Genomic DNA, 26,460 nt, shown 5'->3' on the forward strand with positions numbered 1-26,460 from the left:
TGCTCAGCGTCAGGCGTAGGACGGCTCGAACACCCACTCCTTCACGAGAGCGACCACCTCCTTCGTCGCCTCGGCGAGGATGAAGTGGCCGAGGCCGTCGATCACCTCGATTCGCGCGTGCGGCTGGACGTCGCGCAGCACCGGGGCGAGCGGGACCATCCACGAGCGGCTGCCGAAGATGCCGAGCACCGGGCACGTGACACCGCGGATCTCCTCCTCGGTGTTCGGGGCCGACCACGGCAGTTCGGTGGCGATGCCGGTGCGGCGCAGGGTCTGGCCGGACAGCTTCATCATGTGGTCGACGCGGGCGCCGTCCGGGACGTTGGACTGGCTGAGGATCTCGTCGCGGACGGACGCCCGGTGCTTCTCGACGTCCTCGTGGTCGCCGTCGATCTCGCCGGTGAACAGGTAGGCGATGCCGGCCGACCAGTTCTCGCCGAACGCCGGCATGGACTCGACGAGCGTGATCGACGCGACGCGAGAGGGCTGGGCCGCGGCGACGCCGAACGCGATGCAGCCGCCGTAGGAGTTGCCCACGAGGTGCACTGGCTCGTCGACGTCCATGGCGTCGAGGAGGGCGATCAGGTCGTCGACGGTGTCGCTGAAGCGGTAGCCGGTGAGCGGTTTGTCGCTGCGGCCGTGGCCTCGCAGGTCGTAGGTGATGACGCGGGCGCCGGCCTCGGAGAGCGGGGCGGCGAGGGTGAAGTAGAAGGACGCCAGCGTGTCCATGCCGAGGCCGTGGATGCAGACGACGACCGGGGAGCCCTCGCCGAGCTCCTGGACGTGGAGCCGGACGCCGTTCGCTTCGTAGTGCGCCATCAGCCCACCTGCCGGAGCACGTAGTCGACGAGTTGGCCGACGGTGAGGCTCAGGATCTGCTCGGCGTTGAGCTCGGCGGCGAACGCGGCGAGCTTCACCGACGCGCCGTACTCGCCCTCCAGCATGCCGGCCAGCACGACCAGGTCGATGCTCTGCAACTCGAGGTCGGCGTGGAAGACGGTGTCGCGGGTGATCTCGTCCTCCGTCTCGCCGAGACCCGCCTCGTCGAGGATCTGCTCGATCATGGCGGCGATCTCGCGGAGCACCGTCTCACCGCGAACTTCAGTGCTGGTCATGGGATTCCTCCTGATCCACCTTCACGAGCACGCGAGCGCTGCCGAAGCCCGGCGTCTCGGTCTCGATCGACAACTCCAGTTCCGGCAACGTCAAACCGTGCAGCCCGCTCACCGCGTGGCCCGAGTCCGTGTCCCGCACCAGGATCTCGGCGGGGAACAGCGGGCCCCAGCCCTCCTCCCACAGCCAGGCGCGCACCGCGTCCTTCGCGGCGATGCGACCCAGCAGCCATTGGCGCTGCTGCCGTGGCGAGCAACGCTCGTAGTCCCCGCGTTCCTGCGCGCCCAGGTACTTGCGCACGTAGAGGCCGCGCGAGGCGACCGTCGGCCATTGCTCGCGCACCTGCCACCAGCCGTCGTCCTGTAGGCGGGACAACGTGTTCATCTCCGGGAAGTAGTACGCCTGCTGGTGTTCGGGCGCGCAGTGGAACCGGCGGTCGCGCCAGCCGCCGATCTCGCACCACACCGCGCCGCGCACGGTGAGCTGCGCGTCGAACGTCGCCTCGTCGTCCATCAGGTCGCGCACCCGCAGGACGCACTCCACGTCGTCGCCGGGAGAAGGCTCCACGCCGAAGAAGCGGACGCGCTGCACGTCCATCGGGAACACGATTCGCTTGTCCTGCTGACGTTCCACCATCCAGTGCGCGAGCAGTTGGCCCACGGCGTCGAGCAGGCTGCCCGGCGCGAGCGTCGCCTGCAACGTCGCGCGGATGCCCGCCTGACTGATGCCGTGCACCGTCCGCACACCCTGGAACAACGGGCCGTGGAACAGCCACCGCTTGTCGTACACCTGCGCGGCCGTCAGCTTCGGCGGCTCGTCCGCCTGCTCGAACCACCTTGCAGGGAGTCGCTCGGGGAACCTCGGCGCCGTGGTCACGACCGCGGCCGCGAATCCCTCCGCCACCACGGTGCACTGGTTGCCCGGCAACGGGGTGACGATCACGTCGACGTCCAGCGCCGGCGCGGCCACCAGCCAGTCGAGCAGGCGGATCTGCTCGACCGCGACGACCTTCTGCCCGGTCGCCCGTTCGGCCGCGTCCACGATGAAGTGCAGAGTCGTGGTCGCGGGCACGACCGGCCGCCGGTCCGTCAGGTCCGGCCAGCCCTCGCGTTGCCGCACGAGGGTGTGGTCCAGCAGGTAGGGCATGGACTCCACGGACACCCGGAACGTCGTCCGGGAGGCCTTGTTCCGCGGTGCCGGCGACCGCCTTGCCGCCGCCAGCACGTCCGCGGTCGCCGTCGAGGTCTCGCGCAACAACGCGTCGAGCTCCGCCGCGACCGCCGGATTCAGTCCATCTGCGACGGTAGCAGGGGCCACCGACAGTTTCGGCGCGCGATCTCCCATCCGCACCAGAGCGGAGCCCAGATCGAGCCGCATTCCGCGTGGCTCGGCCGAAAAACCCTGCAACGCCTCGAACCTCGGTGCCGCTCCTTCCACCCACAACGCGGTCGCGACGCGCCGCAGCTGGTCGAGGCCGCTGCGGTGCGGGCCGTTCGCGGCGACCGCCATGTGCGGGCGGCCGCGCAGGGTGTCGTCGATCAGAGACGTCAGCTGGCCGACGCCGACCTGGACGAAGACACGCGCGCCGTCCTCGTACATGGCCTCGACGGTCTGGCGGAACCGGACGGGTTCCAGGAGGTGCCGGAGGAACAGCTCGCGGATCTCCCGTTCGGCTGCCGGATAGGGAGAAGCCGTTGTGGCGGACCAGATCGGGACCTGCGCCGGGCGCATCGGAGTCCGCCCGATTTTTTGTGTCAGACCCCCGAGGTATGGTTGCAACATCGGCGTGTGGAAACCAGATCGGAACGGGAGCACCTGACCGAAGACGTTGCGGTCGCGCAGCTCCTGCACAACTTCATCCACTTCGGACGGCGGTCCGCAGATGATCGTCTGGTTCGGTGAGTTCTCGTGGGAGACCACGATGTCCGGGTACTCCGGCAGCACGTCCGCGAGTCGTGCGGTGTCGCAGCCGAGCGCCGCGAACGCCACGTCGGGCGCCCGGAACGGCTCGCCCTGCCAGAAGGCGTCGGCCGTCGCGTCGGACAGCACTCCGGCGCTCAGCATGGCGTTCCATTCGCCAACGCTGTTGCCGGCGACCATGTCCGGCCGGATGCCGAGGTGCTGCAGTGCCGTGTCGAGCAGTCTGCCGACGGCGAACACCGAGCCGCCGTGCTGGGTGATGTCGGCGTGCGAGGTCTGCGGTGCCGTGAGCCCGAAGTGAGCGGCAACGTCATCAACGCGTGGGGTGAAGTCTGCCTCGAGCCCGGTGAACGTGAAGGCGATTTTTCCTTCTCGTAGCAGAAGTTCTGGGCTGAACCAGACATCACCGCGTCCGTGCCAGGGGAGAGCCTTCGCGACGGCCTTGCGAGCCATCTTGAGGTTCTTCGCGGTCGGCTCCACGATGCCCAGCCGGCAGCCGCCGGAGTCCGTGATCACGTCGCGCAGTTCGGCGTCGTCGCGGTCCAGCAGCTCGGCCATCTCGGCCGGGGTGCGGGCGCTGAGCAGCAGGACGCGTTCCGGTTCGCGGACGGCGATCGGCGGTGCCGTCGACGGGCCCTGCTCGATGACGACGTGCGCGTTGATGCCACCGAACCCGAACGCGTTGATGGCGGCGCGGCGGTGTCCTTCCCAGGGCTCCGCGGTGTCCGTCACGCGGAACCTGGTGCGGTGCAACGCGGGGTGCGGGTCGTCGCAGTGCAGTGTGGGCGGCAGGACGCCGTGATAGACCGCGAGGGCGGCCTTGACCAACGACGCGATGCCGGCCGCTGGCATGGTGTGGCCGATCATCGACTTCACCGAGCCGAGCACCGGGCGGGTCTTGCCCGCCGGGCCGAAGACGCGCGCGATGGTGACCAGCTCGGCCAGATCACCGGTCGGGGTGGCGGTGCCGTGCGCCTCCAGGTAGCCGACCGAGTCGGTGTCCAGGGGATCGAGGCCCGCCATCTCCCACGCGCGGCGGACGGCGAGCTCCTGGCCGTCGGGCTCGGGGTTGACCACGCTGCCCGCGCGGCCGTCGCTCGCCACGCCCGTGCCGCGGATGACGGCGTAGACGCGGTCGCCGTCGCGTTCGGCGTCCTGGAGTCGTTTCAACACGACGATTCCGGTGCCTTCGCCGATCAGGATGCCGTCCGCGTCGCGGTGGAACGGCCGGATCCGGCCGCTCCCGCTCAGCGCTTTGAGGCGGGAGAAGCCGTTCCACAGCGAGATGTCGTGGCAGTGGTGGGTGCCGCCCGCGAGCATGACGTCGCTGCGGCCGCTGACCAGCTCGGTGACGGCCTGGTCGACGGCGAGCAACGACGACGCGCACGCGGCGTCGACGACGTAGGCGGGGCCGCCGAGGTCGAGCCTGTTGGCGATGCGCGAGGCCGACAGGTTGGGCACCATGCCGAACGCCGACTCGGTCTGCAGCGGTCCGGTGGTCTCCCGGAACGCCTCCTTGACCTGCCTGAGCTGGTCTTCGGTGACGTTCGGGATGACCTCCCTGAGCGTCTGCAGGACCTGTTCGGTGCCGCGGAGCTGGCTGTCGACCTTGGCGGTGCCGGACGTGAGGTAGCCGCCGCGGCCGACGATGACGCCGACGCGTTCGCGGTTGGGCAACCGGTCGGGTCCGCCCGCGTCGTCGATCGCCTGCGCGGCGACGTGCAGCGCGATGAGCTGGTCGGGTTCGTTGGCGCGCGCCGAGGCGGGCATCATGCCGAACTGCGTGACGTCGACGTGCGGGGTGACGAACCCGCCGCGCCGGGTGTGCACGCGGTCGTCGCCGATGCCGAAGAACACCGGGTCGAGGCGGTCCTCCGGCGCGTCGCTGATCGCGTCGACGCCGGTGCGCAGGTTGTGCCAGTAGGTGGAGAGGTCCGGTGCTCCCGGCAGGAGCACCGACATCCCCACGATCGCGATGGCGACCACGGCTCACCAGCCAGACGCGGTGTAGACCACGGACCGCAGTTTCTCGTCGCCCCACGCGAGCTCGCGCAGCAGGCTGAGCGCGCCCTCCTCGGGGTCCATCAACGAGATGCCGCGCCGTGCGTACTCGGCGCTGAGCTGCTCGGTCACCATGCCGCCGTGGGACTTCGTCGGCGCCCACGGTCCCCAGTGGACGGTCAGCGCGCGGCTTCCGGTCCTGTCGGCCCACTGTCCGCCGAGCGTTTCGAGGGCGTCGTTGGCCGCCGCGTAGTCGACCTGGCCGCGGTTGCCGAACGTGCTCGCGATGCTGCCGAACAGCACCGCGAACCTCGGCCCGTTCGGCAGGTCGGCAGTGGCGTCGAGCAGTGTCCTCGCGCCCTCGACCTTCGTGCGGAACACCCTGCGGAACGACTCGGGGTCCTTGTCCGCCACCAGCTTGTCCTCGATGACGCCGGCCGCGTGCACGACGCCGTCGATGCGGCCGTGCTCGGTGTGGATCTCCTTGACGAGCGTCTTGACCGCGTCTTCGTCGAGCACGTCGGTGGCGTGGTAGCGGACGTCGCTGCCGAGCCGGCTCAGCTCGGTGATCGTGGCTTCGAGCTCGCGCTGGGCCAGGATCAGCTTGGCCTGCCTCTCGATCTCCGCGGGCTTCCTGACGTTCCGCGCCAGCACCTTCCGCAGTTCCCGCGCGTCCTGGGCCGCAGCGATCTCGGGGCTTTCCGGTGTGGTGGCACGGGGTGTGCGGCCGACGAGTTCGATGCGGCACCTGCTGGCCGCCGCCATGACCTTCGCGCAGTGCACCGTGACGCCTCGTGCGCCACCGATGAGGAGCAGCACCGAATCCTGCGTCAGTCCCAGCGCTTCCGCCTCGGCCACGCCGTCGCCCGCGGGCCCGGCGCCGGTGTCCGCGAGCGCGCCCAGGGTCTTCTCGACCGGCTGGGGTGCGAACCGCTGTCCGTCGCGCAGGACCACGACCGGTTCGTCGTCCTTGATCAGCAGCTCGTTGACGACGTCCTCGGGCGAGCCGTTCTCGACGAGGCGGACCTGGCTGTCGGTGTACTCGCGGGCGAGGGTCCGGAACAGACCGCGCATGCCGAGCGCGTTGCCGCCGCCGATCACCCACTTCGGCCTGCGGGCGAGCTGGGTCTTCAGGGCGGGGAACACCTCAGAGAGGTCCGTCTCGGCGCACCCGATGAAGATCAGGCCGTCCGCCGGTCCGTCGTCGGTGCGGACCGTGACGCCGAGGGAGGTGAGCTGCTCGGTGACATTGCCGAGGTGGTCGCCCTCGATGCCCAGCACGCAGAAGGTGGTGCCGTTGAGCTCCTCGGGGTCGCGTCGCTCGAACACCGTGATGACGCTGTCGAGCATCAGCAAGCGCTTCGGTGGCAGGGCTTTCGCGCCTTCTTGCCTCGGTGTTGTCGCTTCCTGCGGAGCGGTGCCTTGGAGCTGGTCCGCGAGGGCCTTGGCGGTGCGGGCCTTGGCGAGGTCGTCCAGGAGGTCGTCGCCGAGTCCGAGGCGGTGGATGAGCTCGCCGGCGATTTCGGTGCGTTTGATGCTGTCGATGGAGAGGTCGGCTTCGAGGTCGAGGTCGGGTTCGATCATGTCGATCGGGTAGCCGGTGCGGTCGGCGATGACCTCCAGGACCGTGGCTGTGGCGTCCTTGGCGGGAGGTTCGCTGGTCACGCGGGCTTCGAGCCACTGCGCAATCGCTTGCGCGGTGCGTTGCTTGGACAGCTCGTCGAGTTCGTCGTCGGCGAGTCCGAGGCGGTGGACGAGTTCGCCGGCGATTTCGGTGCGTTTGATGCTGTCGATGGAGAGGTCGGCTTCGAGGTCGAGGTCGGGTTCGATCATGTCGGCCGGGTAGCCGGTGCGGTCGGCGATGACTTCCAGGACCGTGGCGGTGACGTCCTGCCGCTGGGGCTCTTCGACGACCTTCGGCGCGGGCAGCGCAGGCACGGTGAGGGGAGCGGGCGCCGCGGGCACGCTGCCGAGGTGGGCGAGGAGCACGTCGCGCTGGGCGGCGACGATCTCCCGGTTGGCGCGCAGGAACTCGGCGATCAAGGCGTCCTGGTTGACGATCTGCGGCACTGAGATCTCCACGAGCTCGGCCGGGGCGAGGCCACCGGGCAGGTAGTTGCCGTCCGCCGTGCGCACGAGTTGGCCGTCGAGGGTCCAGCCGGGCTTGGCGGTCTTGACGGGCTCCTCGGCGCGACCGGTGAACAGCCAGCCGGTGCGAACGTCCACTCCGGACACAGCGAGCTGGGCCACCGCGTTGAGGAAGCCCTTGAGTCCGCCGTCGGTCTGCACGACCGTGTGCGGGCGGTCGCCGAGGATCTTGGCCGTGAGCCGCCCGAGCACGGTGCCGGGTCCGGTCTCGACGAAGACCCGCGTGCCGGCGGCGTACATGTCCTCGATCTGGTCGACGAACCGGACCGGCGCGCCGACCTGCAGCGCCAACTCCTCGCGGGGATGCGCGTGGTACTGGCCGGCGGTGCGGTTGGACCAGACCGGCAGCTTCGGCTCACCGATCTTGGCCTCGGCCAGCGTTTCCGCGAACAGCGTGCCCGCTCCGGCGATCACCGGGCTGTGGAACGCGCAGGCGACCTCGATCGGCTTCACGGTGAGGCCCGCGTTGCGGAGTGCTTCGACGGCCTTGGTGACGGCTTCGGTCGCGCCGGAGATCACGACCTGTTCGGGCGAGTTGTGGTTCGCGATCACCACGCCCTCGGTGAGGTGTGGCTGTACTTCTTCGGCCGTGGCGGTGACGGCGGCCATTGTGCCGGGATCGCCGTTGGCGGAGTTGAGTATGGCTTCGGCGCGGGCCTTGCTGAGCTTCAGAAGTGTTGGGGCGTCGAAGGATCCCGCTGCCGACAGCGCGGTGAGCTCGCCGTAGCTGTGGCCGGCGATGAGGTCGGGGGTGATGTTGAGGCGGCCGAGGAGGTGGTGGACGGCGAGACCGGCGACGCCGAGCGCTGGTTGGGCGACTCGGGTGTCTTTGAGGTTGGCGGCCTGGTGGTCGGTCGTGGCTTCGTCGAACGTGGCGCCGGGGAAGATCGCGGTGGCGGGTGCTTCGGGGAGGTGCAGCAGGTGCTGGATCTCCGGGAAGTGGACGAAGAGGTCGGCGAGCATGCCGACGCGTTGTGAGCCCTGGCCGGGGAAGAGGAACGCGACCTTGCCCGCGCCCGCTTGGCTCGACTGGCCCGGTTGGCTGGTGGCGCTCGCCTGGATCGATACCGATTGGCTGGCCCCCTGGGGGGAAACACCCCCCATCCCAATCGTCTCAGAGGGGTCTGACAATTTCGGACGGTGGAATGTGCCCCGGGGTTCGTCGCCGGAAAGGGTGGCGGTGAGGAGGGTGCGGAGTTCGTCCACTGTGGAGGCGACGAGAGCGAGCTCGATCGGGGTGGAGCGGGTGTCGGAGCGTTGGGAGGCGCTGAAGGCCAGGTCGCGCAACGGGATGTCGTCCGACACCGTGGTGAGGAACGAGGCGGCGTCGGCGTGGGTGCGGAAGGTGAAGAGTTCGTGGGTCCACGACGTCAGGCCGTGGCGTAGTGGGGTGGAGGGGTGGGCGGCCAGGACGGCGTGGAAGTTGGTGCCGCCGAAGCCGAACGCGGAGACGCCGGCGTGGCGCGGGCCGGTCCAGGGGCGCGCGGTTGTGGCGAACTGGAACGGGGACGTGGTGGGGTCCCAGGCGGACTGCGGGGAGGAGAGCTGCAGGGTTGGTGGGGCGATTCCGGTGTGCAGCGCAAGAGAAGCCTTGATCAAGCCTGCCAGGCCCGCGGCGCACTTGGTGTGGCCGATTTGGGATTTCACCGAGCCGAGTACGGCTTGGCCGACAGACGCGCCGTGGTCCAGGAAGACTTCGGTGAGGGTCGTCAGTTCGGTGCGGTCGCCTACTACTGTGCCGGTGCCGTGGGCTTCTACCAGGCCGACGGACGCCGGGGAGATGCCTGCTCGGGTGTAGGCGCGTTCCAGGGCGAGGCGTTGGCCTGCTGGGCGTGGGGCGGTGAGGCCCAGGGACTTGCCGTCGGACGACGAGCCCATGCCCTTGATCACGGCGTAGACGCGGTCGCCGTCGCGTTCGGCGTCGGCCAGGCGTTTGAGGACCACCACGGCTACGCCTTCGCCCAGGGCTATGCCGTCGGCGGATGCGTCGAACGGGCGGGAGCGGCCGGTGCGAGAGAGCGCGCCGACGCTGGTGAAGAGCAGGTAGTCGTGGGCTGTGTTGTGGAGGTCGGCGCCGCCGCACAGGACTAGGTCGCTGGTGCCGGCGACCAGTTCCTTCACGGCAACGTCGAGGGCGGCCAGGGAGGAGCCGCAGGCGGCGTCGACCGTGTAGTTGGTGCCGCCGAGGTCCAAGCGGTTGGCGATTCGGCCGGAGATGACGTTGGCCAGGACGCCGGGGAACGTGTCCTCGGTCAGCGACGGTAGCTGGGACGCCAGAGCCGGTGGGATCTCACCCACGTAGGAAGGCAGGGTGGAGGCCACGATGGCGGCGTTCGCCAGGTCGCTGCCGGACTCCGCGCCGAAGACGACCGAGGCTCGCGAGCGGTCGAAAGTCGTTGCGGCGTCGGCCAGAGCGCGTTGGGCGACTTCGAGCGCTAGGAGTTGGGTGGGCTCGATGCTCGGCAGCGCCGAGGGCGGGATGCCGTAGGTCAGCGGGTCGAAGGGGATCTCCGGGAGGAAGCCTCCCCACTTCGACGCGGACTTGCCGGTGTCGTAGTAGATCGACGGGTCCCAGCGGTGCGGCGGGACCTCGGTCACCGAGTCGACGCCGTGGACCACGTTGGACCAGAAGGACTCCAGGGTGGGAGCGCCGGGGAAGACGCACGCCATGCCGATGATCGCGATGTCGGCCGGGACGACAGCGGGAGAGACATCGGCGGAGGGACGGTTGACGAGTGCGGCGGCTTCGGTGGTGACGGATTCGTGCAGGGCGGCCACAGAAGTCACCGCGTCGCGCAGGACGGCTACCTGGCCCGCCATGAAGAGGCCGCTGCGGAGCTGGTCGGCAGGGGACACGGGGACGAGCGAAGAGCCTTGACGCTCCACGCCTTTGGAGGCGATGCGGAGGCGGCCCACGTTGAACTGTTCGAGCGCTTCCCAGATCTCGCGGTCCGGAACACCCGAGGAGCGCAGGCGTTCTTCGGTGGCGGCGAAGTCCGAGGTGATCGGACTGGAGACGCACCGGGTCGCGTGGCCGGGCGCGGACACCAGCAGCTCGGTGCCGGAGGCGAGCACGACCTGGTCCTGGAACGTCGGCTGGATCGCGCCGCACGCCACGGCTTCCTGCGTGAAGAGGTACGCCGTGCCCATCAGGATGCCGACGTTCGCACCCCGCACCTGCAAAGAGCCTGACAACACGTCGACCATCGCGGACGAGCGGGCGTCGTGGATGCCGCCGGCGAACAGGACGTCGACCGAGGCGTCCGGATGAGAGTCGAGGAAGTCTTCGAGGACCGCGATCTGGTCCTCCCACAACGGAAAGCTCGTCCGCGGGCCCACGTGACCACCGCACTCGGAGCCCTCGAAGATGAACCGCCGGGCACCGCTCGCCAGGAACTGGGTCAGCAGACCGGGGGAAGGCACGTGCAGGAACGTGGTGATGCCCAGCTCTTCGAGTTCGCGGGCCTGGGACGGGCGGCCACCGGCGATGATCGCCGCGGCCGGGCGCAGTGAGCGGATCACGTCGAGCTGCGCGTTGCGGATCTCCTCGTTAGCGAAACCGAGGACACCGACGCCCCACGGCAGTGAGCCGAGCAGCGAAGCGGTGGATTCCATCAGCGAACGGGTGCGTTCGGCGTCGGCGAGGGCCAACGCGAGGAACGGAAGCCCACCGGCAGAAGCAACTTCATAGGCGAACGAAGGTTCGTCGGACACACGGGTCATGGGGCCCTGTGCGATCGGCAGAGCAGTACCCAGCGATGGACACCGAAGACCGCCACCGACAACAGTCACCGCGTCGGCGATGGCGGCGACAACGCGACGCACGGTGCCGTAGCGCGAGGCGAACTGGACGGCCGCGGAGTCGGAACGGCGCACCTGGTCGCGAGCAGCGGAGTCCAGGTCGGACTCGTCCAGCAGGGCAAGCTGACTGTCCAAAACGACACCAGCGGCACCGACGGCTTTCACGGCGGCAGCGGTACGGGGGCCGACACCGCCGCGCACCCACACCGGCAGACCGAGATCCAGCGCGAGAACTGCCTGGAGCAGCACGAACGACGACAGCGAGGAGGAAGAAACCTCGCTGCCCGCCACGACGAGACCGTGGGCTCCGGAAGCAGCCGCGAGGGCCTCGTCGACGGACGTGACCTCGACCAGCGTGCGGAACCGGGTCACGTCGGCGATCGTCCAGGCGCTGTCCTGTCCGAGCAGGACTGTGTGGACACCCGTGGGAAGGTCGGATGGTGTGAACGTTCCGGTACTCGGCGCGCGAACGCCGTAGCCGGAAGGCGTCCATTGTTCGGCCAGAGCGAGTCCGGCGGGTGCGTCGGGTGCGGCGAGGTCGAGAATTCCGCACGCTCCCGCTTTGCCCAATGCGGACACCAGGCGAGCGCACGGAGAGACACCGACAACGAGGTCGCGAAGTGGTGCTGGCATGTCCATGAAACCTCATGCGGAATCGAGGGATACCGGAATTCGAGCTGACGCTGCGGCGTGCGCGAAATTCGACCTCGTCGTCGAACCATTTCACCCCACGGGGTGAATTGGTTGCTCGGGTCGGACCATAGTGGTGGACCTGACGGCCGAGCAAGACGTGATACACCTGATGTTCGGTGTGGTATGGCACACGAACCAGCCGCTGGTAATTCCACGCCCATCTGCGGCAACGCAAATGACGCCGAGCGTCTCACTCCGGCCAGCTGAGACGTCCTGGACCACGCCATTCTCAAATGGTGGAAAGAAACAGCGACGTTAACGCGAAGTGGCAACTTTTGTTTCACCGAGCTTCACGAAATCGTGAATTCACCGCCAGGTGATTGACGGGTGAACCATGTTCAGGGCACGGCCCCTTGTGCCACGATGTGCGCGACCGCACGACCTGGGGGGATGGAGATGCTGTACTTCGGTGGGCTGTTCGGAGTGGTGACGTTGTGCCTGGTGATCTTCGCAGTCGTGGATGTGATCACGACCGATGAAGGCTCCGTTCGCAACCTCCCGAAGATGCTGTGGCTCCTTCTGGTCTTGCTGTTCCCGTTGGTGGGCTCGATCGCGTGGCTCGTGGCGGGCCGTCCGGTGGTGGGGACCGGACGCGCGCGCCTCGGTGCGTACGAACGCGACGCAGCTGCTTTTCCCGAGTACAACCGGCCCGGGCGATTCGCGGCCGGCAATCCTGACGACGACGAGGAGTTCCTGCGCCGCTGCCGTGAGCGCGCGGAGGAACAACGACGCAAGGGACGCGAGAACACGTGAGGAAAGTCCTGCTGTTCTTAGTTGTTCTGCTTGCCGCCGGCTGTGGCGGCAACGCACAGATGGGGACGCAACCCACCGCTCCCCAAACGTCCACTTCGGACAAGCTGCCGCCGGGCGAGTTCCAGGCCCGCTGGTGGACGTGGGCCTCCCAGCCCTCCGGCAGCAACCCGGTCTCCGACACCTCCGGGCGGTTCTGCATGCGCGACCAGCCCGTCGAGGTCTGGCTGCTCGCGGGATCGCTGGGCGAAGGACCGGTCGAGCGGCAGTGCCGGGTCCCGGCCGCCAAGCCGCTGCTCGCCCCCGTGGTGAACCTCGCGAGCGACGTCGCCGAGTGCGAGCGCTTCATGAAGAACGCCCAGGGCGAGGTGCTGATGGACGGCTCCACGCAGGCGCTGACGAGGGTCTCCGCCACTCCGTTCACCTACGAAGCGCGCGCGGGCAACCCGTTCGACACTGCCGCCGGCCGCATCAACTCGGTCGGCTGCGGCCTGTACGCGTGGATCAACCCGCCCGCGTCCGGTGAGCACGAGCTGCACATCCGCGGTTCGGCCGACGGCAAGGACGTCGACGTGAAGTACAAACTGATCGTCGGATCCGACTAGTCCGGGTAACGTGGTCGGTGGCGTCCGAGCAGACGTGAGGCTGGAGCCGCTCCCCGGCAGTGAGCGGCACACTCCGCCGCAGTGTTCAGGAACTCCTGCTCACCGAAGCGAACCGACCACGTAGACGCGTGACACATGCGTCCTTGTCGTGCCGAGCCGGGCGGCGGAAACGAGGACTGCTGTCATGGCACGTCTGTCCATCACGGACCAGCTGGCCGACCTCCGGCGCACCTACACCGGGGAGAACCTCTCCCAGGCGGTGCCCGCCGTGCGCGACGGGGAGCCGTTGCCCGACGCCACCACCGCGGCCCAGCAGCAACTGGAAGCGAAAGTTCTGCTCGCGGGATGCGCCGCGGCGAGCATGCTCCAGCTGATGCCGCCGGCGAGCATCATCAGGCCCGCGCACGCGTTCCGGACGGTGGAGCCGGGGGAGACCCTCAAGCTCCACCTGAACGAGCGCGCGCTCGGCCCGTTGCTGTTCGAGCTGTTGCCCCGCACCGAAGCCGGCTACGGCATGGGAGTGAAAGGCCTCGAACACCGGCAGTACCGGCGGTCGTCCGAACTGACCACCGGTGCAGCGGGCATCGTCCTCGTCGGCGTGGACGAGAACGCGTGGGACCTCGGCATGCGGTACGTGCGCTGGATGCACGAGTTCCGCGGTGTCGAGTACACCGACGGCGGCGGTAACGACGACGAAACACCGGAAGCGGCCACTGGGAGCGCTCTCCTGCGCCGGGTACACCTGTGGCATGACGCGAGCTGGCTGCGAGCAGTTCCGATGGGAAGCGCGTGGTTCGTCGAGTGGCCAGGTGGCGCCACGGAGGACGAGATCAGGCGGAAGCTCGCCCATCCGGAGTTCGGGACCAGCCGCGAGATCACGCTCAGGAACACCGAAACGCCCACGCAGGACGTCGAGGAAGGCATGCGGACCTATCCGTGGCCTGAAGAGTTCGTGTCTGCCGTCACGGCCGGTGAGCCTGATCAGGGGCCTGCCCGCCGGTAGACTGCGCTTTCGCCCGCAGGAACGATCGTCAGGAGGACCCCGGTGACCCAGCAGGCTGCCGAGGCCCAGTCCGAAGCCACGCGCAAGGCTCCTCGTGTACTGGTCGCCGAAGACGAGGCGCTCATCCGTCTCGACCTCGTGGAGATGCTGCGCGAGGAGGGCTACGACGTGGCGGGTGAGGCCGCGGATGGTGAAGAGGCCATCAAGCTCGCGTCCGAGCTCAACCCCGACCTGGTGATCCTCGACGTGAAGATGCCGAAGGTCGACGGGATCGAGGCGGCGCAGCACATCGCGGGCAACCGGATCGCGCCGGTCGTGATCCTCACCGCGTTCAGCCAGCGAGACCTGGTCGAACGCGCCCGTGACGCCGGTGCGATGGCCTACCTGGTCAAGCCGTTCGCGAAGCGCGACCTCGTGCCCGCGATCGAGCTCGCGATCAGCCGGTTCACCGAGCTGGCCGCGCTGGAGCAGGAGGTCGCCGGGCTGACCGAGCGCCTCGAGACGCGCAAGGTCGTGGAACGCGCCAAGGGCATTCTCATGACCAAGCAGGGTCTGAGCGAGCCGGAGGCCTTCCGGTGGGTGCAGCGCACCGCCATGGACCGCCGCACGACGATGAAGGCGGTCGCCGAGGCCGTCATCGAGAACTTCGGCTGAGCTCGAGCCAGACGGAGTCCGTCTGCCGCTCCGGATCCTCGGGGCGCAGGCGGACTTCGACGTTGTGGCTGCCTCCGAGGGAGATCTTCAGCTCGTGCCGGCCGCCGACGCCGCCCGGCATCGGCACCGTCGCCGCGTGAGCGCTGTCCACGTACACCTCAAAGCCCGCCACGGGCGCCACTGATCGACTCGCAGCGCCGTCGAGGGTGACCACCAGGGTCGCGTCGTTTGGGGCCACAGCGGTCAGCTCAGCCGTCATCACGGGCAAAACGGGCGCGGGCTCGTCCGGGGCGAGCTCCAGCTTGAGCGGCGACTGACCCGGCACCTCCAGGTAGCTCTCGAGCACCTGGGCCTGGGACGCGCCGGGCATCCGCAGCACGAACGGCGTCAGCGCGTCGGGCCCGGACACGCCGAGCAACGACTTCGGCAGGTCTCCCGCCACGGTCAGCTCGCTGTCCTGCGCACCGGACCAGCCGCTCACGACCGGCCGCAACGGCACCCGCTCCGACCCGAACTGCGCGACCAGGCCGTTCACGTCGCCACCGTCGCCGAGCCGGATCGTCGCCTGTAATCGCGCCGATGGAGCGTCACGCAACGGTATGCGCGCTATGCCGATGCCCGGTGCCTCCTCGTCCGGCTCCAGCACGCGCAACGTGCCCGCGATGATCTGCGTCTCGATCACCTCGTCCACCGGCTGGTAGGACCCGGTGAAACCGAGCGCGTCGACCACCACGCGACCCGGATAGCTCGCCTGCGGGGTCAGTCCGACGAGCACGCTCGCCTCACGCCATTTCGGCACGACTTGGGACGCGGCGATTTGCTCGCCGTCCTGCAGAACGCGCAATCCGGATCGAGTCAGCACTACTTCGAATCGATGCAGAACGCCCGCACCGCGCGTGCCGGGGGCAACGGAGTCGTCCACCACCACTCGGATCGCATCAGCGGGAGGAATGGGTCCGACCCGGTCCGGGGTGCCGGGCACCAGGTCGAGCGTGAGCTTCCCGTGCGGTCCCGCGGCGTCCGTCACGACCACGACCCGGCCCAGTTCGTCGGCCTCGTTCAGGCGCATCGACGACCGTGAGCGCAGCACCGCGGTGTCGTTCCCGCACGGCATGTCGATCACCAACCGGCCGTTGGACCCGGAACCGAGGTTCACGCAGCCACGGCGCCCGCTGAAGTGGTAGCGGCGCTCCAGAAACGTGTCGTCGAACTCGTCGATCGGACCGAGAACCGCCCGTCGCCACGTGTCGTCACCAGGGCGTTCTTCGGCGCGAACGGGGATCGAGCGCTGGCCGAACGCGTCGACCGCCCGCACGTCGGCCCGCCCGGTTCCGGCGATCTCCGGCGACGCGACGAGCCGGCCGAACACCTCGTAGCCAGCGGCGCCGTCCACGGGCGCCCATTGGACGCGGCCGTCGCTGCTCCATACGGAGGACGGCGGAGGTGGGGCGGCCGGCAGAGCAGGCAAGGTCACGAACTCGGCCGCGTACCTGGTCAGCCGGACAGGCTCTGAGCTGCGCCTATTACCACGATCATCGGTCTCGCGCAGGACGAGGACCGCCGCGACGAGCACGGCGGCGGTACCGACAGCGGCAATCACCCGGCGACGCGGAGTCATACGTTCACGTTATGGCAGCCGTCCAAAGAGTGAACGAAGGTTACGGTATGTGACATTCCTTAAACCAAACATAACGCCGCGTTGCGTTATGGTCACGAGCCCATTGGCTTTGATGACTGCGGTCACACTCGTCGCCTAAGTTCCCGGCCATCCCTCAGGAGAGGGTCGTGGAGCGGTGCGCGGAGAACTCGCGTCGCCGGGAGCAGGGAACTAGGAGGGACGTCACGTGCGTAAGCACTCTGTGAAGTCCGCTGCGATTGTCGGCGCCACGCTGCTTGTCGTCGCAGCCTGTGGCTCGAACAAGGAAGAAGGCGGCGGCACCTCGGGGGGCAGCTGCGACACGTCGAAGGGCACTCTGACCGTCGGTGTTGTCGCCCCGCTGTCCGGGAACCTGTCCGCTCTCGGCATCGGCATCAAGCAGTCCGCCGAGCTCGCCGTGGACGAGGCGAACAAGAAGTGCACGGTGAAGGGCTACAAGCTGGCCGTCTCCGCTCAGGACGACGAGGCCAACCCCGCCAAGGGTGCCCAGGCCGCCACGAAGCTGTCGACCGACCCGACCGTGATCGGTGTCGTCGGCACGCTGAACTCGTCGGTCGCTCAGACCGTGCAGCCGATCCTGAAGGAAAAGAAGATTCCTCAGGTGTCGCCCGCCAACACGAACCCGACGCTGACCAGGGGCAACGACTTCCTCACCGCCCCGAAGCGCCAGTTCGAGAACTACTTCCGCGTCTGCACCACCGACGACCTGCAGGGCCCGTACGCGGCCAACTACCTCGTCGAGAAGGCCGGCAAGAAGAAGATCGCGATCATCACCGACGGCAAGACCTACGGTGAGGGCCTCGCGGCCGAGCTGCAGAAGCAGGTCACCAAGAAGGGTGGCTCGATCGTCGGCTCCGAGAAGGTCGGCGAGAAGGACACCGACTTCTCCGGCGTGATCGCCAAGATCAAGGCCAGCAACCCGGAGGCCGTCTACTACGGCGGTGAGTACCCGGTCGCGGGTCCGCTGTCGAAGCAGATGAAGGACGCCGGCCTGAACGTCCCGCTGATGGGCGGCGACGGCATCTTCGACGGCAAGTTCATCGAGCTGGGCGGCAAGGAAGGCGACCTCGCCACCTCCGTCGGTGCCCCGACCGAGTCCCTGGCCACGGCCAAGGCCTTCGTCGACGCGTACAAGGCGAAGTTCGGCAAGGAGGACTACGCGGCCTACGGTGCGTTCTCCTACGACGCCGCGAACGCCCTGATCGGCGCGCTGGCCAAGACCGTCGACGGTGCCGCGTGGGACGACTCGAAGCGCGACGCGATGCTGACCAACGTCGGCTCGTACAGCGGCTCCGGCGCCACCGGTGAGGTCAAGTTCGACCAGTACGGCGACAGCACCAACAAGGTTCTGACCGTCTACTCGGTGACCTCTGGCAAGTGGAAGGACGTCGAGACCGGGACCTTCACCGGCTGACGACTACCTAATTACTGATTGAAGCCACGGCGGGGGCGGGCGTTGTTTGCTCGCCCCCGCCGTTTACGGAGGTAGTCGTGTCAGTCCTGTTTCAACAGCTGGTGAACGGGGTGATGCAGGGCGCGTTGATCGCCCTGATCGCTCTCGGGTACACGATGGTGTACGGCATCATCCAGCTGATCAACTTCGCCCACGGCGAGGTGTTCATGGTGGCCTCGTACGGAGGCCTTGCCACCTACACGTGGATCCTTCCTGAAGACCTCAAGAAGGTCCCGTACGTGGCTCTGCCGCTGATGTTCCTCGGCGGCATCATCGTCGCCGTCGTCGTCGCGGTGATCATGGAGCGGTTCGCGTACCGGCCGCTGCGCAACGCGCCCCGGCTCGCACCGCTCATCACGGCACTCGGCGTGTCCGTGTTCCTGCAGGAGTTCGTCCGCAACGTCTACCCCAACGCGACGTCGAACCTGCCCTACCCCAAGGTCTTCCCCGAGGGCGCGCTCGTGCTCGGCGGCGTGACGATCTCGTGGACCGGCCTGATGCTGGTCGTGCTGTCGGTCGGCCTCGCGGTCATCCTGCAGACCTACATCAACCAGTCGCGGATGGGCCGGGCGATGCGCGCCACCGCGCAGGACCCCGACACCGCGAAGCTGATGGGCGTCAACCCCGACCGCGTGATCGTGCTGACGTTCATCTTCGGCGCCGTGCTCGCGGGTGTCGCCGGCATCATGTACGGCGGCTACCTGAGCAACGTCAACATCGACATGGGCTTCCAGACCGGCATCTTCGCCTTCACGGCGGCGGTCCTGGGCGGTGTCGGCAGCATCCGCGGCGCGGTCGTCGGCGCGTTCATCATCGGTCTGATCAAGACCCTGGCCGGTCAGTACGCGCCGGGCGGTACCCAGTACGACTACGTGTGGATCTTCGTCGTGCTGATCCTCGTGCTCGTCTTCCGCCCGCAGGGTCTGTTCGGCGAGCCGGAAAGGGTGCGCGCATGAGCACGGTCACTACTTCTGGCGAGCGTTCCGCACTCGCTCCGCTCGGCAGGCCGTTCGCGATCGCCGGTGGCGTGCTCGCCATCGTCGCCGCGCTGCTGCCGTGGGTCACGTTCACCCTCAACGACGGCAACTGGCCGGACAAGTCGACGCTGCAGTTCTTCGACGCGCCGTTCGCCGTCACGGGCTTCCGCTGGCACATGCTGCTGCTCGGTGTGCTCGTCCTCATCGCGACGTTCGCACCCGTCCCGTCCCGCGGCCGCGTCATCCGGGCCCTGGGCTGGGGTACCGCGATCGTCTCGTTCGTCAACGGCGCGTACATCACCGTCAAGGGTGGTGGCCTCGCCGCCATCACGGCCCTCGACGGCGTCACGGCGTTCGGCAGCATCGTCGGCCTCGTCGCCGGTGTGCTGGCGATCCTGGCGGGCCACGGCATCGGCTTCGAGCCGGTGGGCCAGTGGAAGGTCAAGCTCTCGACCCCGCTCGCGTACCTGGTGCTGCTGGCGTCGTTCGCGGCGGTGCTGTACGCCGTCGCCGCGCTGCTGACCACCGGTGGTGTCGGTGCCGCGAACCCGTACGCGGGTGCGATCTTCCTGTCGTTCCTCGGTTTCGCCGGCGCTGTGCTCGGTGCGCTGAGCGGTGTCGGGTTCATCAAGTGGCTGTCGGCGCTGTCCGAGCAGCACCGCGTGTTCAGCGTGATCGTGCTGGCGGCGTGCGCGCTGCTGCTGCCGTTCACGGACGCGGGCAACGAGTACTGGATGACGGTCGCGGCGAACATCGGCATCTACGCCGCCACCGCGATCGGCCTGAACATCGTCGTCGGTCTCGCGGGTCTGCTCGACCTCGGGTACGTGGCGTTCATGGGCATCGGTGCCCTGGTGGCGGCCAACTTCTCCGGTGCGGCCACCGCGCACTTCGGCATCCACCTGCCGTTCCCGGTCGCCGCGGTGATCGCCGCGATCGTGGCCGGCATCTTCGGCGCCATCGTCGGTTCGCCGACGCTGCGCGTGCGCGGTGACTACCTGGCGATCGTGACGCTCGCGTTCGGTGAGATCTTCACCCGGTCCGCGCAGAACAACATCGGCGGCATCACCAACGGCTCCAACGCGATCCCGGGCATCCCGGCGCTGTCGCTGTTCGGCGCGGAGTTCAACAAGTCGGTCACCCTCGGCGCGGTGAAGCTGCCCGCCGGTGTCCTCTACTACGTCCTCATCGTGCTGCTCGTCGCGGCGACGATGGCGGTGTTCGCGAACCTCAAGTTCAGCCGCATCGGCCGGGCCTGGATCGCGATCCGCGAGGACGAGGACGCGGCCCGCGCCATGGGCATCCGCACCGGCAAGATGAAGATCCTCGCGTTCCTCATCGGTGCGACTCTCGCGGGTCTCGCGGGTGCGGTGTTCGCGCACAAGAACGGCACCGTGTCCTACGAGTCGTTCAAGTTCCTCGAGTCGGTCACGCTGCTCGCGGCGGTCATCCTCGGCGGCATGGGCTCGATCCCGGGCGCCGTCCTGGGTGCGGCGCTGCTGTTCGTGCTGCCCGAGAAGCTGCGCGACTTCGCGGACTGGCGCCTCATGATCTTCGGCCTCGCGCTGATCCTGATCATGCGGTTCCGCCCTGTCGGACTGATCCCCGATGCGCACAGGCGCGCCGAGATGATCGAGCGCGCCGATGAGAACGCCGAAGAGGCGCACGAGGAGGCGAAGCGGGCATGACGCCTGTGTTGGAAGCTCGCGACGTCTCGATGGTCTTCGGTGGCCTCAAGGCGTTGAAGGGCGTCACGCTGACGCTCGACGAAGGCAAGATCGTCGGACTGATCGGCCCGAACGGCGCGGGGAAGACCACGTTCTTCAACTGCCTGACGGGTCTCTACACGCCGACGACGGGTCAGGTGCTGCTCAAGGGCAACGTCCTGCCCGGCGACCCGGCCCAGGTGACGGACGCGGGTGTCGCGCGCACGTTCCAGAACATCCGTCTGTTCCCCAGCATGACCGTGCTGGAGAACGTGATGGTCGGCCGGCACGTGCGGATGAAGCAGGGCCCGCTGGCCTCGCTGTTCCACGGCCCGGCCTACCACCGCGGTGAGAAGGCGGCGCGTGAGCGTTCGCGTGAGCTGTTGTCGTTCGTGGGTCTCAACAACCTGGACGACGAGCTCTCGCGCAACCTCCCGTACGGCGACCAGCGCCGTCTGGAGATCGCGCGCGCGTTGGCGACGGACCCGGCGGTGCTGCTGCTGGACGAGCCCACGGCGGGTATGAACCCGCAGGAGACGGAAGCGACGCAGCAGCTGATCTTCCGCATCCGCGAGACGGGTGTGTCCGTCGTCGTCATCGAGCACGACATCAAGTTCATCTTCGGGCTGTGCGACTCGGTTTCCGTACTCGTGCAGGGCGAGCTGCTCGTCGAAGGCAGCCCCGAAACCGTGCGGGCGGACCCGCGGGTCGTCGAGGCCTACCTCGGCAAGCCGCCGGAGGAAGTCCAGCACGACATCGAGGCCGCCGCTGCTTCTGCTGAGGAGGAGCAGGCATGACCGCGCTGCTCGAAGTCCGCAACCTCTCGGTCGCCTATGGCGCGATCGAGGCCGTCCGCGACGTCTCGTTCACCGTCGAGGCCGGGCACATCGTGTCTTTGATCGGCGCGAACGGTGCGGGCAAGACCACGACCCTGCGCACCATCTCGGGTCTGCTGCGTCCGGCGTCCGGCGAGATCCTGTTCCAGGGCAAGCCGATCCACGCCGACCCGGCGCACGCGATCCTCGGTGAGGGCATCGCGCACTGCCCCGAGGGCCGGCGGCTCTTCCCGCGGATGACCGTGGAGGAGAACCTGCAGCTCGGTGCCTACGTCCGCAAGGACGACGGCGTCGAGGCCGACATGCAGCGGGTGTACGAGCTGTTCCCCGTGCTCGGGGAGCGGCGGCACAACAAGGCAGGGCTCTTCTCCGGTGGTGAGCAGCAGATGCTCGCGATCGGTCGCGCGATGATGTCCAAGCCCCGTCTGCTGATGCTCGACGAGCCCTCCATGGGTCTCTCGCCGATCATGACGCAGCGGATCTTCGACACCATCAAGGAGCTGCAGTCGTTGGGCACCACCATTCTCCTGGTGGAGCAGAACGCGCTGGCCGCGCTTGCCTTGTCGGACCACGGCTACGTGATCGACCTCGGTCGCACCACTTTGGACGGTCCGGGTCACGACCTGCTGGCGGACCAGCGGGTGCGGGACGCGTACCTGGGTGAAGCGCACTGAGGTACTGCTTGTGAGAGCGGGGCGGAGGACTTTCCTCCGCCCCGCTTTTCGTCATGCGCGGTCGAAATCGGCCAGGATGCGGGGCAGGGCGATCTTGGCCGCCTTGCCGTGGTTCACGTCCGCGCCCAGGTCGATGAGCGTGGACTTGGCGTGGTGCTGCTTGAGCCGTTGGTCGCAGTAGGCGGAGGTTTCGAGCAGGGTGTCCTTGTCGCCCGCCGACGAGTAGATCTTCACCGGAACCGTTGGGCGCCAGTCGCAGTAGCTGTCCGCTTCACGCAGCCTGGTCTTCAGGACGCCGGTGGGGTTGCGGAGGCGTTCGAAGTAGGTGTCGGTGAGCAGGTCGCGCATGGTGGCGGGCAGGTGCGGGAAGATGTCCTCGTTGCGGTGGTCGCCGTCGAACAGCGCTTCCACCGACGGGTCCTTGAAGACTTCGGCGGGGTTGTCGTAGAGGTGGAAGAGGCGGTTCCAGGCCACCGTCCAGTACGCCATGTACGCGACACCGTTGGAGATCTCGTCGTTCAGGGCCTTGCCGACGAGCAGGCTCGGCTTGAACGGGCCGCCGATCGGGGCCAGCGCGCCGACCGTGAACTGGCGGTCGTGCTGCAGCGCTTCTCCCATGGCCATGGTCGCGTGGCCGCCCTGCGAGTGGCCGGTGATCATGACGCGCCGGTCGGGCTTGAGGCCTTTCCGCTTGGCTAGTTGGCCGGTGGCGCGGAGTGCGTCCACCGAGGCCGTGACGGTGGACGGGGCGTCCACATAGGGGTGAAAGCCGGGACCGGTGCCGAGGCCCAGGTAGTCCGGCGCGGTGGTGAGGTAGCCGGCCGAGGCGAACAGCAGGGCCGCCGCGCGGTCGTTGCCGTCCGCCACCGAGGCGACAGAACCCCGGTAGCCGGTCGTGCCGTGCAGCCAGGTGACCTGGCGTGGTCGCCGGTCGTCGTTGCGCGGTAGGACGACCAGGGCGCTGGCCGTGGTCGGCTTTCCCGTCGCGTCGATGGTGCGGTAGGTGATGCGCTTCGCGTCCACGGCGAAGCGGACGCGCGAGGCGTCCAAGGCGTGGTCCCCCAGATACTTCGTGACCTGGTTGGTGTCCATCGTGGACACCGGGACGACGTCGAGGAGCTCCCCGCGAGTCGAGTGCGCCGACGCGGTGGCCGGGATCAGCGCCGCGGTCACCACGCCGCACAGGACTGCCGCGGTGGTTCGAGTCGAAAGGGTCATGGGACAACCCTGTCGTGCTGATCTTGGCGAGTCAGTGGTGCGGGCCGCAGTGTCCGTGGTGGGGTGAGCCCTACGCGCCCGGCGGCTTGGGACGCAGGAGGCAGGTGAGGCGGGCGGTGCAGGTGCGCTTGCCCTCCTCGTCCGTCACGACGATCTCGTACGTCGTGGTGCTGCGGCCGAGGTGGATGGGGCGCGCCACGCCGGTCACCACGCCGTCGCGGGCCGCGCGGTGGTGCGTGCAGGACAGCTCGAGTCCTACCGCGATGGAGCCGAACTGGGCCGCGTGCATGGCGGACGCGACGGAGCCGAGCTGTTCTGCCAGGACGGCGTTGGCGCCGCCGTGCAGGAGCCCGAACGGCTGGCGGTTGCCCTTGACCGGCATCGTGCCGATCATCTCCTGAACATCCCATTGGGTGATTTCGATGCCCATGCGGGAAGCCAGCTGCTCGGCTTCGAGGTCGGACGGCAGGTCGAGGGTCACGCGGGCTCCCAGGGCTCAAGCAAAACTGTCAGACCCCCACCCTAGACTCGGGCTCGTGACTCCCTCAGACGTGAAGCGGCTCCTGCTCATCGACGGTCACTCGATGGCCTACCGAGCGTTCTACGCCCTGCCCGCAGAGAACTTCGTGACGAAGACGGGCCAGGTCACGAACGCCGTGTACGGCTTCACGTCCATGTTGATCAACATCCTGCGCGACGAGCAGCCCACGCACGTCGCGGTGGCGTTCGACGTGTCGCGCAAGACGTTCCGCTCCGAGCAGTACCCGGAGTACAAGGCCGGTCGCTCCAAGACGCCGGACGAGTTCCGCAGCCAGGTCTCCCTGATCAAGGACGTGCTGGCCACGCTGGCCATCCCGACCATGGAGAAGGAGAACTACGAGGCGGACGACATCATCGCCACCCTGACCACGCAGGCCGTGGCGCAGGGCATCGACGTGGAGATCGTCACCGGCGACCGCGACGCGTTCCAGCTGGTCAACGACCACGTCACGGTGCTGTACCCGGTCAAGGGCGTCTCGGAGATGGGCCGGTTCACGCCCGCGTACGTCGAGGAGAAGCACGGCGTGCGGCCGGACCAGTACGCGGACTACGCGGCGGTACGCGGCGACTCGTCGGACAACCTGCCGAACACGCCCGGCGTGGGCCCGAAGACGATCATCAAGCTGCTCAACCAGTTCGGCGGCCTCAACGAGCTGGTCGACCGCATCGACGAGGTGCCGGGCAAGGTCGGCGAGGCGCTGCGCGGCAACCTGGCGAACATCATCATGAACCGCCAGCTCACCGAGCTGATCAAGGACGTCGAGCTGCCGTACGAGATCGACGGGCTCGAGGTGCAGACCTGGGACCGCGACGCCGTCCACCGGCTGTTCGACGAGCTGGAGTTCCGCGTGCTGCGCGACCGGCTGTTCCAGACGCTGTCGACCGCCGAGCCCGAGGCCGAGGAGGGCTTCGAGGTGTCCGGTGGCGTGGTTCCCGCCGGCACGCTGGCCGCGTGGCTGGACAAGAACGCGCGCAAGTCGCGGGTCGGCGTGGCGTTGCGTTCGGCGGGCGGCGACCTGGAGGGCGTCGCGCTGTGCACCACGTCCGGTGAGGGCGGGTACGTCGCCGTCGCGGACCTGAACGAGGCCGACGAGAACGCGCTGGCCGCGTGGCTTTCCGACGAGAGCGTGGCCAAGGCGGGCCACGACCTGAAGCTGCCGATGCGCCAGATCCGCGCGCGCGGGTGGAAGCTGCGGGGGCTGACGTCGGACACGGCACTGGCCGCGTACCTGGTGCGTCCCGGTCAGCGTTCGTTCGCGCTGGACGACCTGGCGCTGCGGTACCTCAAGCGCGAGCTGCGGGCGGAGGAGTCGGGCGACGGCCAGCTGTCGTTGCTGACCGATGAGTCCGAGGAGGCGCAGAAGGTCGCCACCAGCACGATCCTGCGCGCGCGTGCCGTCGCCGAGCTCGCCGAGGCCCTCGACTCCGAACTCGTGACGATCGGCGGCGCCGAGCTGCTCGCGAACCTCGAGCTGCCGCTGATGAACGTGCTCGACGAGGTGGAGGCCGTCGGCATCGCGATCGACGTCGAACACCTGTCGTCGCTGGAGGCCCACTTCGCGGCGGGCGTGAAGCAGGCGGCGCAGGACGCGTACTCGGTGATCGGCAAGGAGATCAACCTCGGCAGCCCGAAGCAGCTGCAGACGGTTCTCTTCGACGAGCTGAGCATGCCGAAGACGAAGAAGACCAAGACCGGCTACACCACGGACGCGGACGCGTTGCAGGACCTGTTCGAGAAGACCGAGCACCCGTTCCTGCAGCACCTGCTCTCGCACCGCGACGTCACGCGCCTGAAGTCCACTGTGGACGGCCTGCTGAAGTCGGTCGCCGACGACGGCCGCATCCACACGACGTTCCACCAGACCATCGCCGCCACGGGCCGGTTGTCGTCCACCGACCCGAACCTGCAGAACATCCCGATCCGCACCGACGAGGGCCGCCGCATCCGCCAGGCGTTCGTGGTCGGCGACGGTTACGCGGAGTTGATGACCGCGGACTACAGCCAGATCGAGATGCGCATCATGGCCACACTGTCCGGTGACGAGGGTCTGATCGCGGCGTTCAACAGCGGCGAGGACCTGCACACCTACGTGGCCTCGCAGGCGTTCTCGATCCCGACCACTGAGGTGACGGGGGAGATGCGCCGTCGTATCAAGGCGATGTCCTACGGTCTCGCGTACGGCTTGTCCGTCTTCGGTCTTTCGCAGCAGTTGCGCATCCCGACCGAAGAGGCGCGCGAGCAGATGGAGGCGTACTTCTCGCGCTTCGGTGGTGTCCGCGACTACCTCAACGAGATCGTCGAGAAGGCTCGCAAGGACGGTTACACCGCAACGGTTCTGGGTCGCCGTCGCTACCTGCCGGACCTCACCTCGGACAACCGTCAGCGCCGCGAGATGGCCGAGCGCATGGCTCTCAACGCGCCGATCCAGGGCAGTGCCGCGGACATCATCAAGGTGGCCATGCTGGGCGTCTACCGCGCTCTGGAGTCCTCAGGCCTGCGGTCCCGGATGCTGCTGCAGGTGCACGACGAACTGGTGCTGGAGATCGCGGAAGGCGAGCGCGAGGCCGTCGAAGCCCTGGTGCGCGAGCACATGGGCAACGCCTACGAGCTCTCGGTGCCGCTGGAGGTCTCGGTGGGTGTCGGCCGCTCCTGGGACGACGCCGCCCACTAACCGCTGTGCCGCCGCAGCCCGCCTCCGTGTGGTGGCGGG

At 68.3% G+C, this 26,460-nt stretch carries 17 protein-coding genes; 10 read left to right on the forward strand and 7 right to left on the reverse strand.

The window, feature by feature from the left end; all coding sequences use genetic code 11:
• Window positions 1-9: 9 nt before the first annotated feature.
• The 4 genes from AB0M24_RS32010 to AB0M24_RS32025 are packed head-to-tail and all read right to left on the reverse strand — an operon-like array spanning window position 10 to window position 11,616.
• A complete protein-coding gene (locus AB0M24_RS32010) occupies window positions 10-819 on the reverse strand; it encodes an alpha/beta hydrolase (RefSeq protein WP_363776343.1) in 810 nt (269 codons plus the stop codon).
• Window positions 819-1,115 (reverse strand): phosphopantetheine-binding protein, encoded by a 297-nt coding sequence (locus AB0M24_RS32015; protein ID WP_363776346.1) that lies wholly within the window; start codon window positions 1,113-1,115, stop codon window positions 819-821. Before AB0M24_RS32015 ends, AB0M24_RS32010 begins: the two co-directional genes overlap by 1 nt.
• Window positions 1,102-5,019 (reverse strand): beta-ketoacyl synthase N-terminal-like domain-containing protein, encoded by a 3,918-nt coding sequence (locus tag AB0M24_RS32020; protein WP_363776349.1) that lies wholly within the window; start codon window positions 5,017-5,019, stop codon window positions 1,102-1,104. The genes AB0M24_RS32015 and AB0M24_RS32020 overlap by 14 nt, the downstream gene beginning before the upstream one ends.
• Before the next feature lie 3 nt (window positions 5,020-5,022).
• A complete protein-coding gene (locus tag AB0M24_RS32025; protein WP_363776352.1) occupies window positions 5,023-11,616 on the reverse strand; it encodes an SDR family oxidoreductase in 6,594 nt (2,197 codons plus the stop codon).
• 456 nt (window positions 11,617-12,072) lie between these two features.
• Here AB0M24_RS32025 and AB0M24_RS32030 point away from each other — a divergent pair, with 456 nt between their 5' ends.
• From AB0M24_RS32030 to AB0M24_RS32045, 4 genes are all read left to right on the forward strand, one after another.
• Window positions 12,073-12,429, forward strand: coding sequence for a PLDc N-terminal domain-containing protein (locus tag AB0M24_RS32030; RefSeq protein ID WP_363776355.1), 357 nt, complete (start codon window positions 12,073-12,075; stop codon window positions 12,427-12,429).
• Window positions 12,430-12,488: 59 nt separating this feature from the next.
• Window positions 12,489-13,031, forward strand: a complete 543-nt coding sequence (locus AB0M24_RS32035; RefSeq protein WP_363776358.1) for a hypothetical protein — start codon at window positions 12,489-12,491, stop codon at window positions 13,029-13,031.
• A 184-nt stretch (window positions 13,032-13,215) separates the two neighbouring features.
• Entirely contained in the window at window positions 13,216-14,034 is an 819-nt protein-coding gene (locus AB0M24_RS32040; protein WP_363776361.1) for a hypothetical protein, read from the forward strand.
• Window positions 14,035-14,076: 42 nt separating this feature from the next.
• Window positions 14,077-14,688 (forward strand): response regulator, encoded by a 612-nt coding sequence (locus AB0M24_RS32045; RefSeq protein WP_363776364.1) that lies wholly within the window; start codon window positions 14,077-14,079, stop codon window positions 14,686-14,688.
• Here the strand turns inward: AB0M24_RS32045 and AB0M24_RS32050 are convergent.
• Window positions 14,669-16,306, reverse strand: coding sequence for a hypothetical protein (locus tag AB0M24_RS32050; RefSeq protein ID WP_363776367.1), 1,638 nt, complete (start codon window positions 16,304-16,306; stop codon window positions 14,669-14,671). The genes AB0M24_RS32045 and AB0M24_RS32050 overlap by 20 nt on opposite strands.
• Before the next feature lie 226 nt (window positions 16,307-16,532).
• Between AB0M24_RS32050 and AB0M24_RS32055 the strand changes: the two genes are divergently transcribed.
• From AB0M24_RS32055 to AB0M24_RS32075, 5 genes are all read left to right on the forward strand, one after another.
• Window positions 16,533-17,759 (forward strand): branched-chain amino acid ABC transporter substrate-binding protein, encoded by a 1,227-nt coding sequence (locus AB0M24_RS32055; RefSeq protein ID WP_363776370.1) that lies wholly within the window; start codon window positions 16,533-16,535, stop codon window positions 17,757-17,759.
• 77 nt (window positions 17,760-17,836) lie between these two features.
• Window positions 17,837-18,754, forward strand: coding sequence for a branched-chain amino acid ABC transporter permease (locus tag AB0M24_RS32060; RefSeq protein WP_363776373.1), 918 nt, complete (start codon window positions 17,837-17,839; stop codon window positions 18,752-18,754).
• Window positions 18,751-20,463: a hypothetical protein gene (locus AB0M24_RS32065; RefSeq protein WP_363776376.1), complete on the forward strand. Its 1,713-nt coding sequence runs from the start codon at window positions 18,751-18,753 to the stop codon at window positions 20,461-20,463. The genes AB0M24_RS32060 and AB0M24_RS32065 overlap by 4 nt, the downstream gene beginning before the upstream one ends.
• Window positions 20,460-21,278, forward strand: a complete 819-nt coding sequence (locus tag AB0M24_RS32070) for an ABC transporter ATP-binding protein (protein ID WP_363776379.1) — start codon at window positions 20,460-20,462, stop codon at window positions 21,276-21,278. Before AB0M24_RS32065 ends, AB0M24_RS32070 begins: the two co-directional genes overlap by 4 nt.
• The gene (locus AB0M24_RS32075) at window positions 21,275-21,991 is read left to right on the forward strand and encodes an ABC transporter ATP-binding protein (protein ID WP_363776382.1); all 717 of its coding nucleotides are present in this window, start codon (window positions 21,275-21,277) and stop codon (window positions 21,989-21,991) included. Before AB0M24_RS32070 ends, AB0M24_RS32075 begins: the two co-directional genes overlap by 4 nt.
• A 51-nt stretch (window positions 21,992-22,042) precedes the next feature.
• On the opposite strand, the gene AB0M24_RS32080 is transcribed toward AB0M24_RS32075, so the two are convergent.
• Complete coding sequence (locus AB0M24_RS32080; protein WP_363776385.1) at window positions 22,043-23,209, reverse strand: lipase family protein; 1,167 nt, start codon at window positions 23,207-23,209, stop codon at window positions 22,043-22,045.
• A gap of 70 nt (window positions 23,210-23,279) precedes the next feature.
• A complete protein-coding gene (locus AB0M24_RS32085) occupies window positions 23,280-23,639 on the reverse strand; it encodes a hotdog fold thioesterase (protein ID WP_363776512.1) in 360 nt (119 codons plus the stop codon).
• 106 nt (window positions 23,640-23,745) lie between these two features.
• On the opposite strand from AB0M24_RS32085, the gene polA reads away from it, so the two are divergent.
• Window positions 23,746-26,421, forward strand: a complete 2,676-nt coding sequence (gene polA, locus AB0M24_RS32090; RefSeq protein WP_363776388.1) for a DNA polymerase I — start codon at window positions 23,746-23,748, stop codon at window positions 26,419-26,421.
• The last annotated feature ends 39 nt before the right edge of the window (window positions 26,422-26,460 follow it).

Source organism: Lentzea sp. NPDC051838 (genome assembly GCF_040681245.1).
Taxonomy (GTDB): Bacteria; Actinomycetota; Actinomycetes; order Mycobacteriales; family Pseudonocardiaceae; genus Lentzea.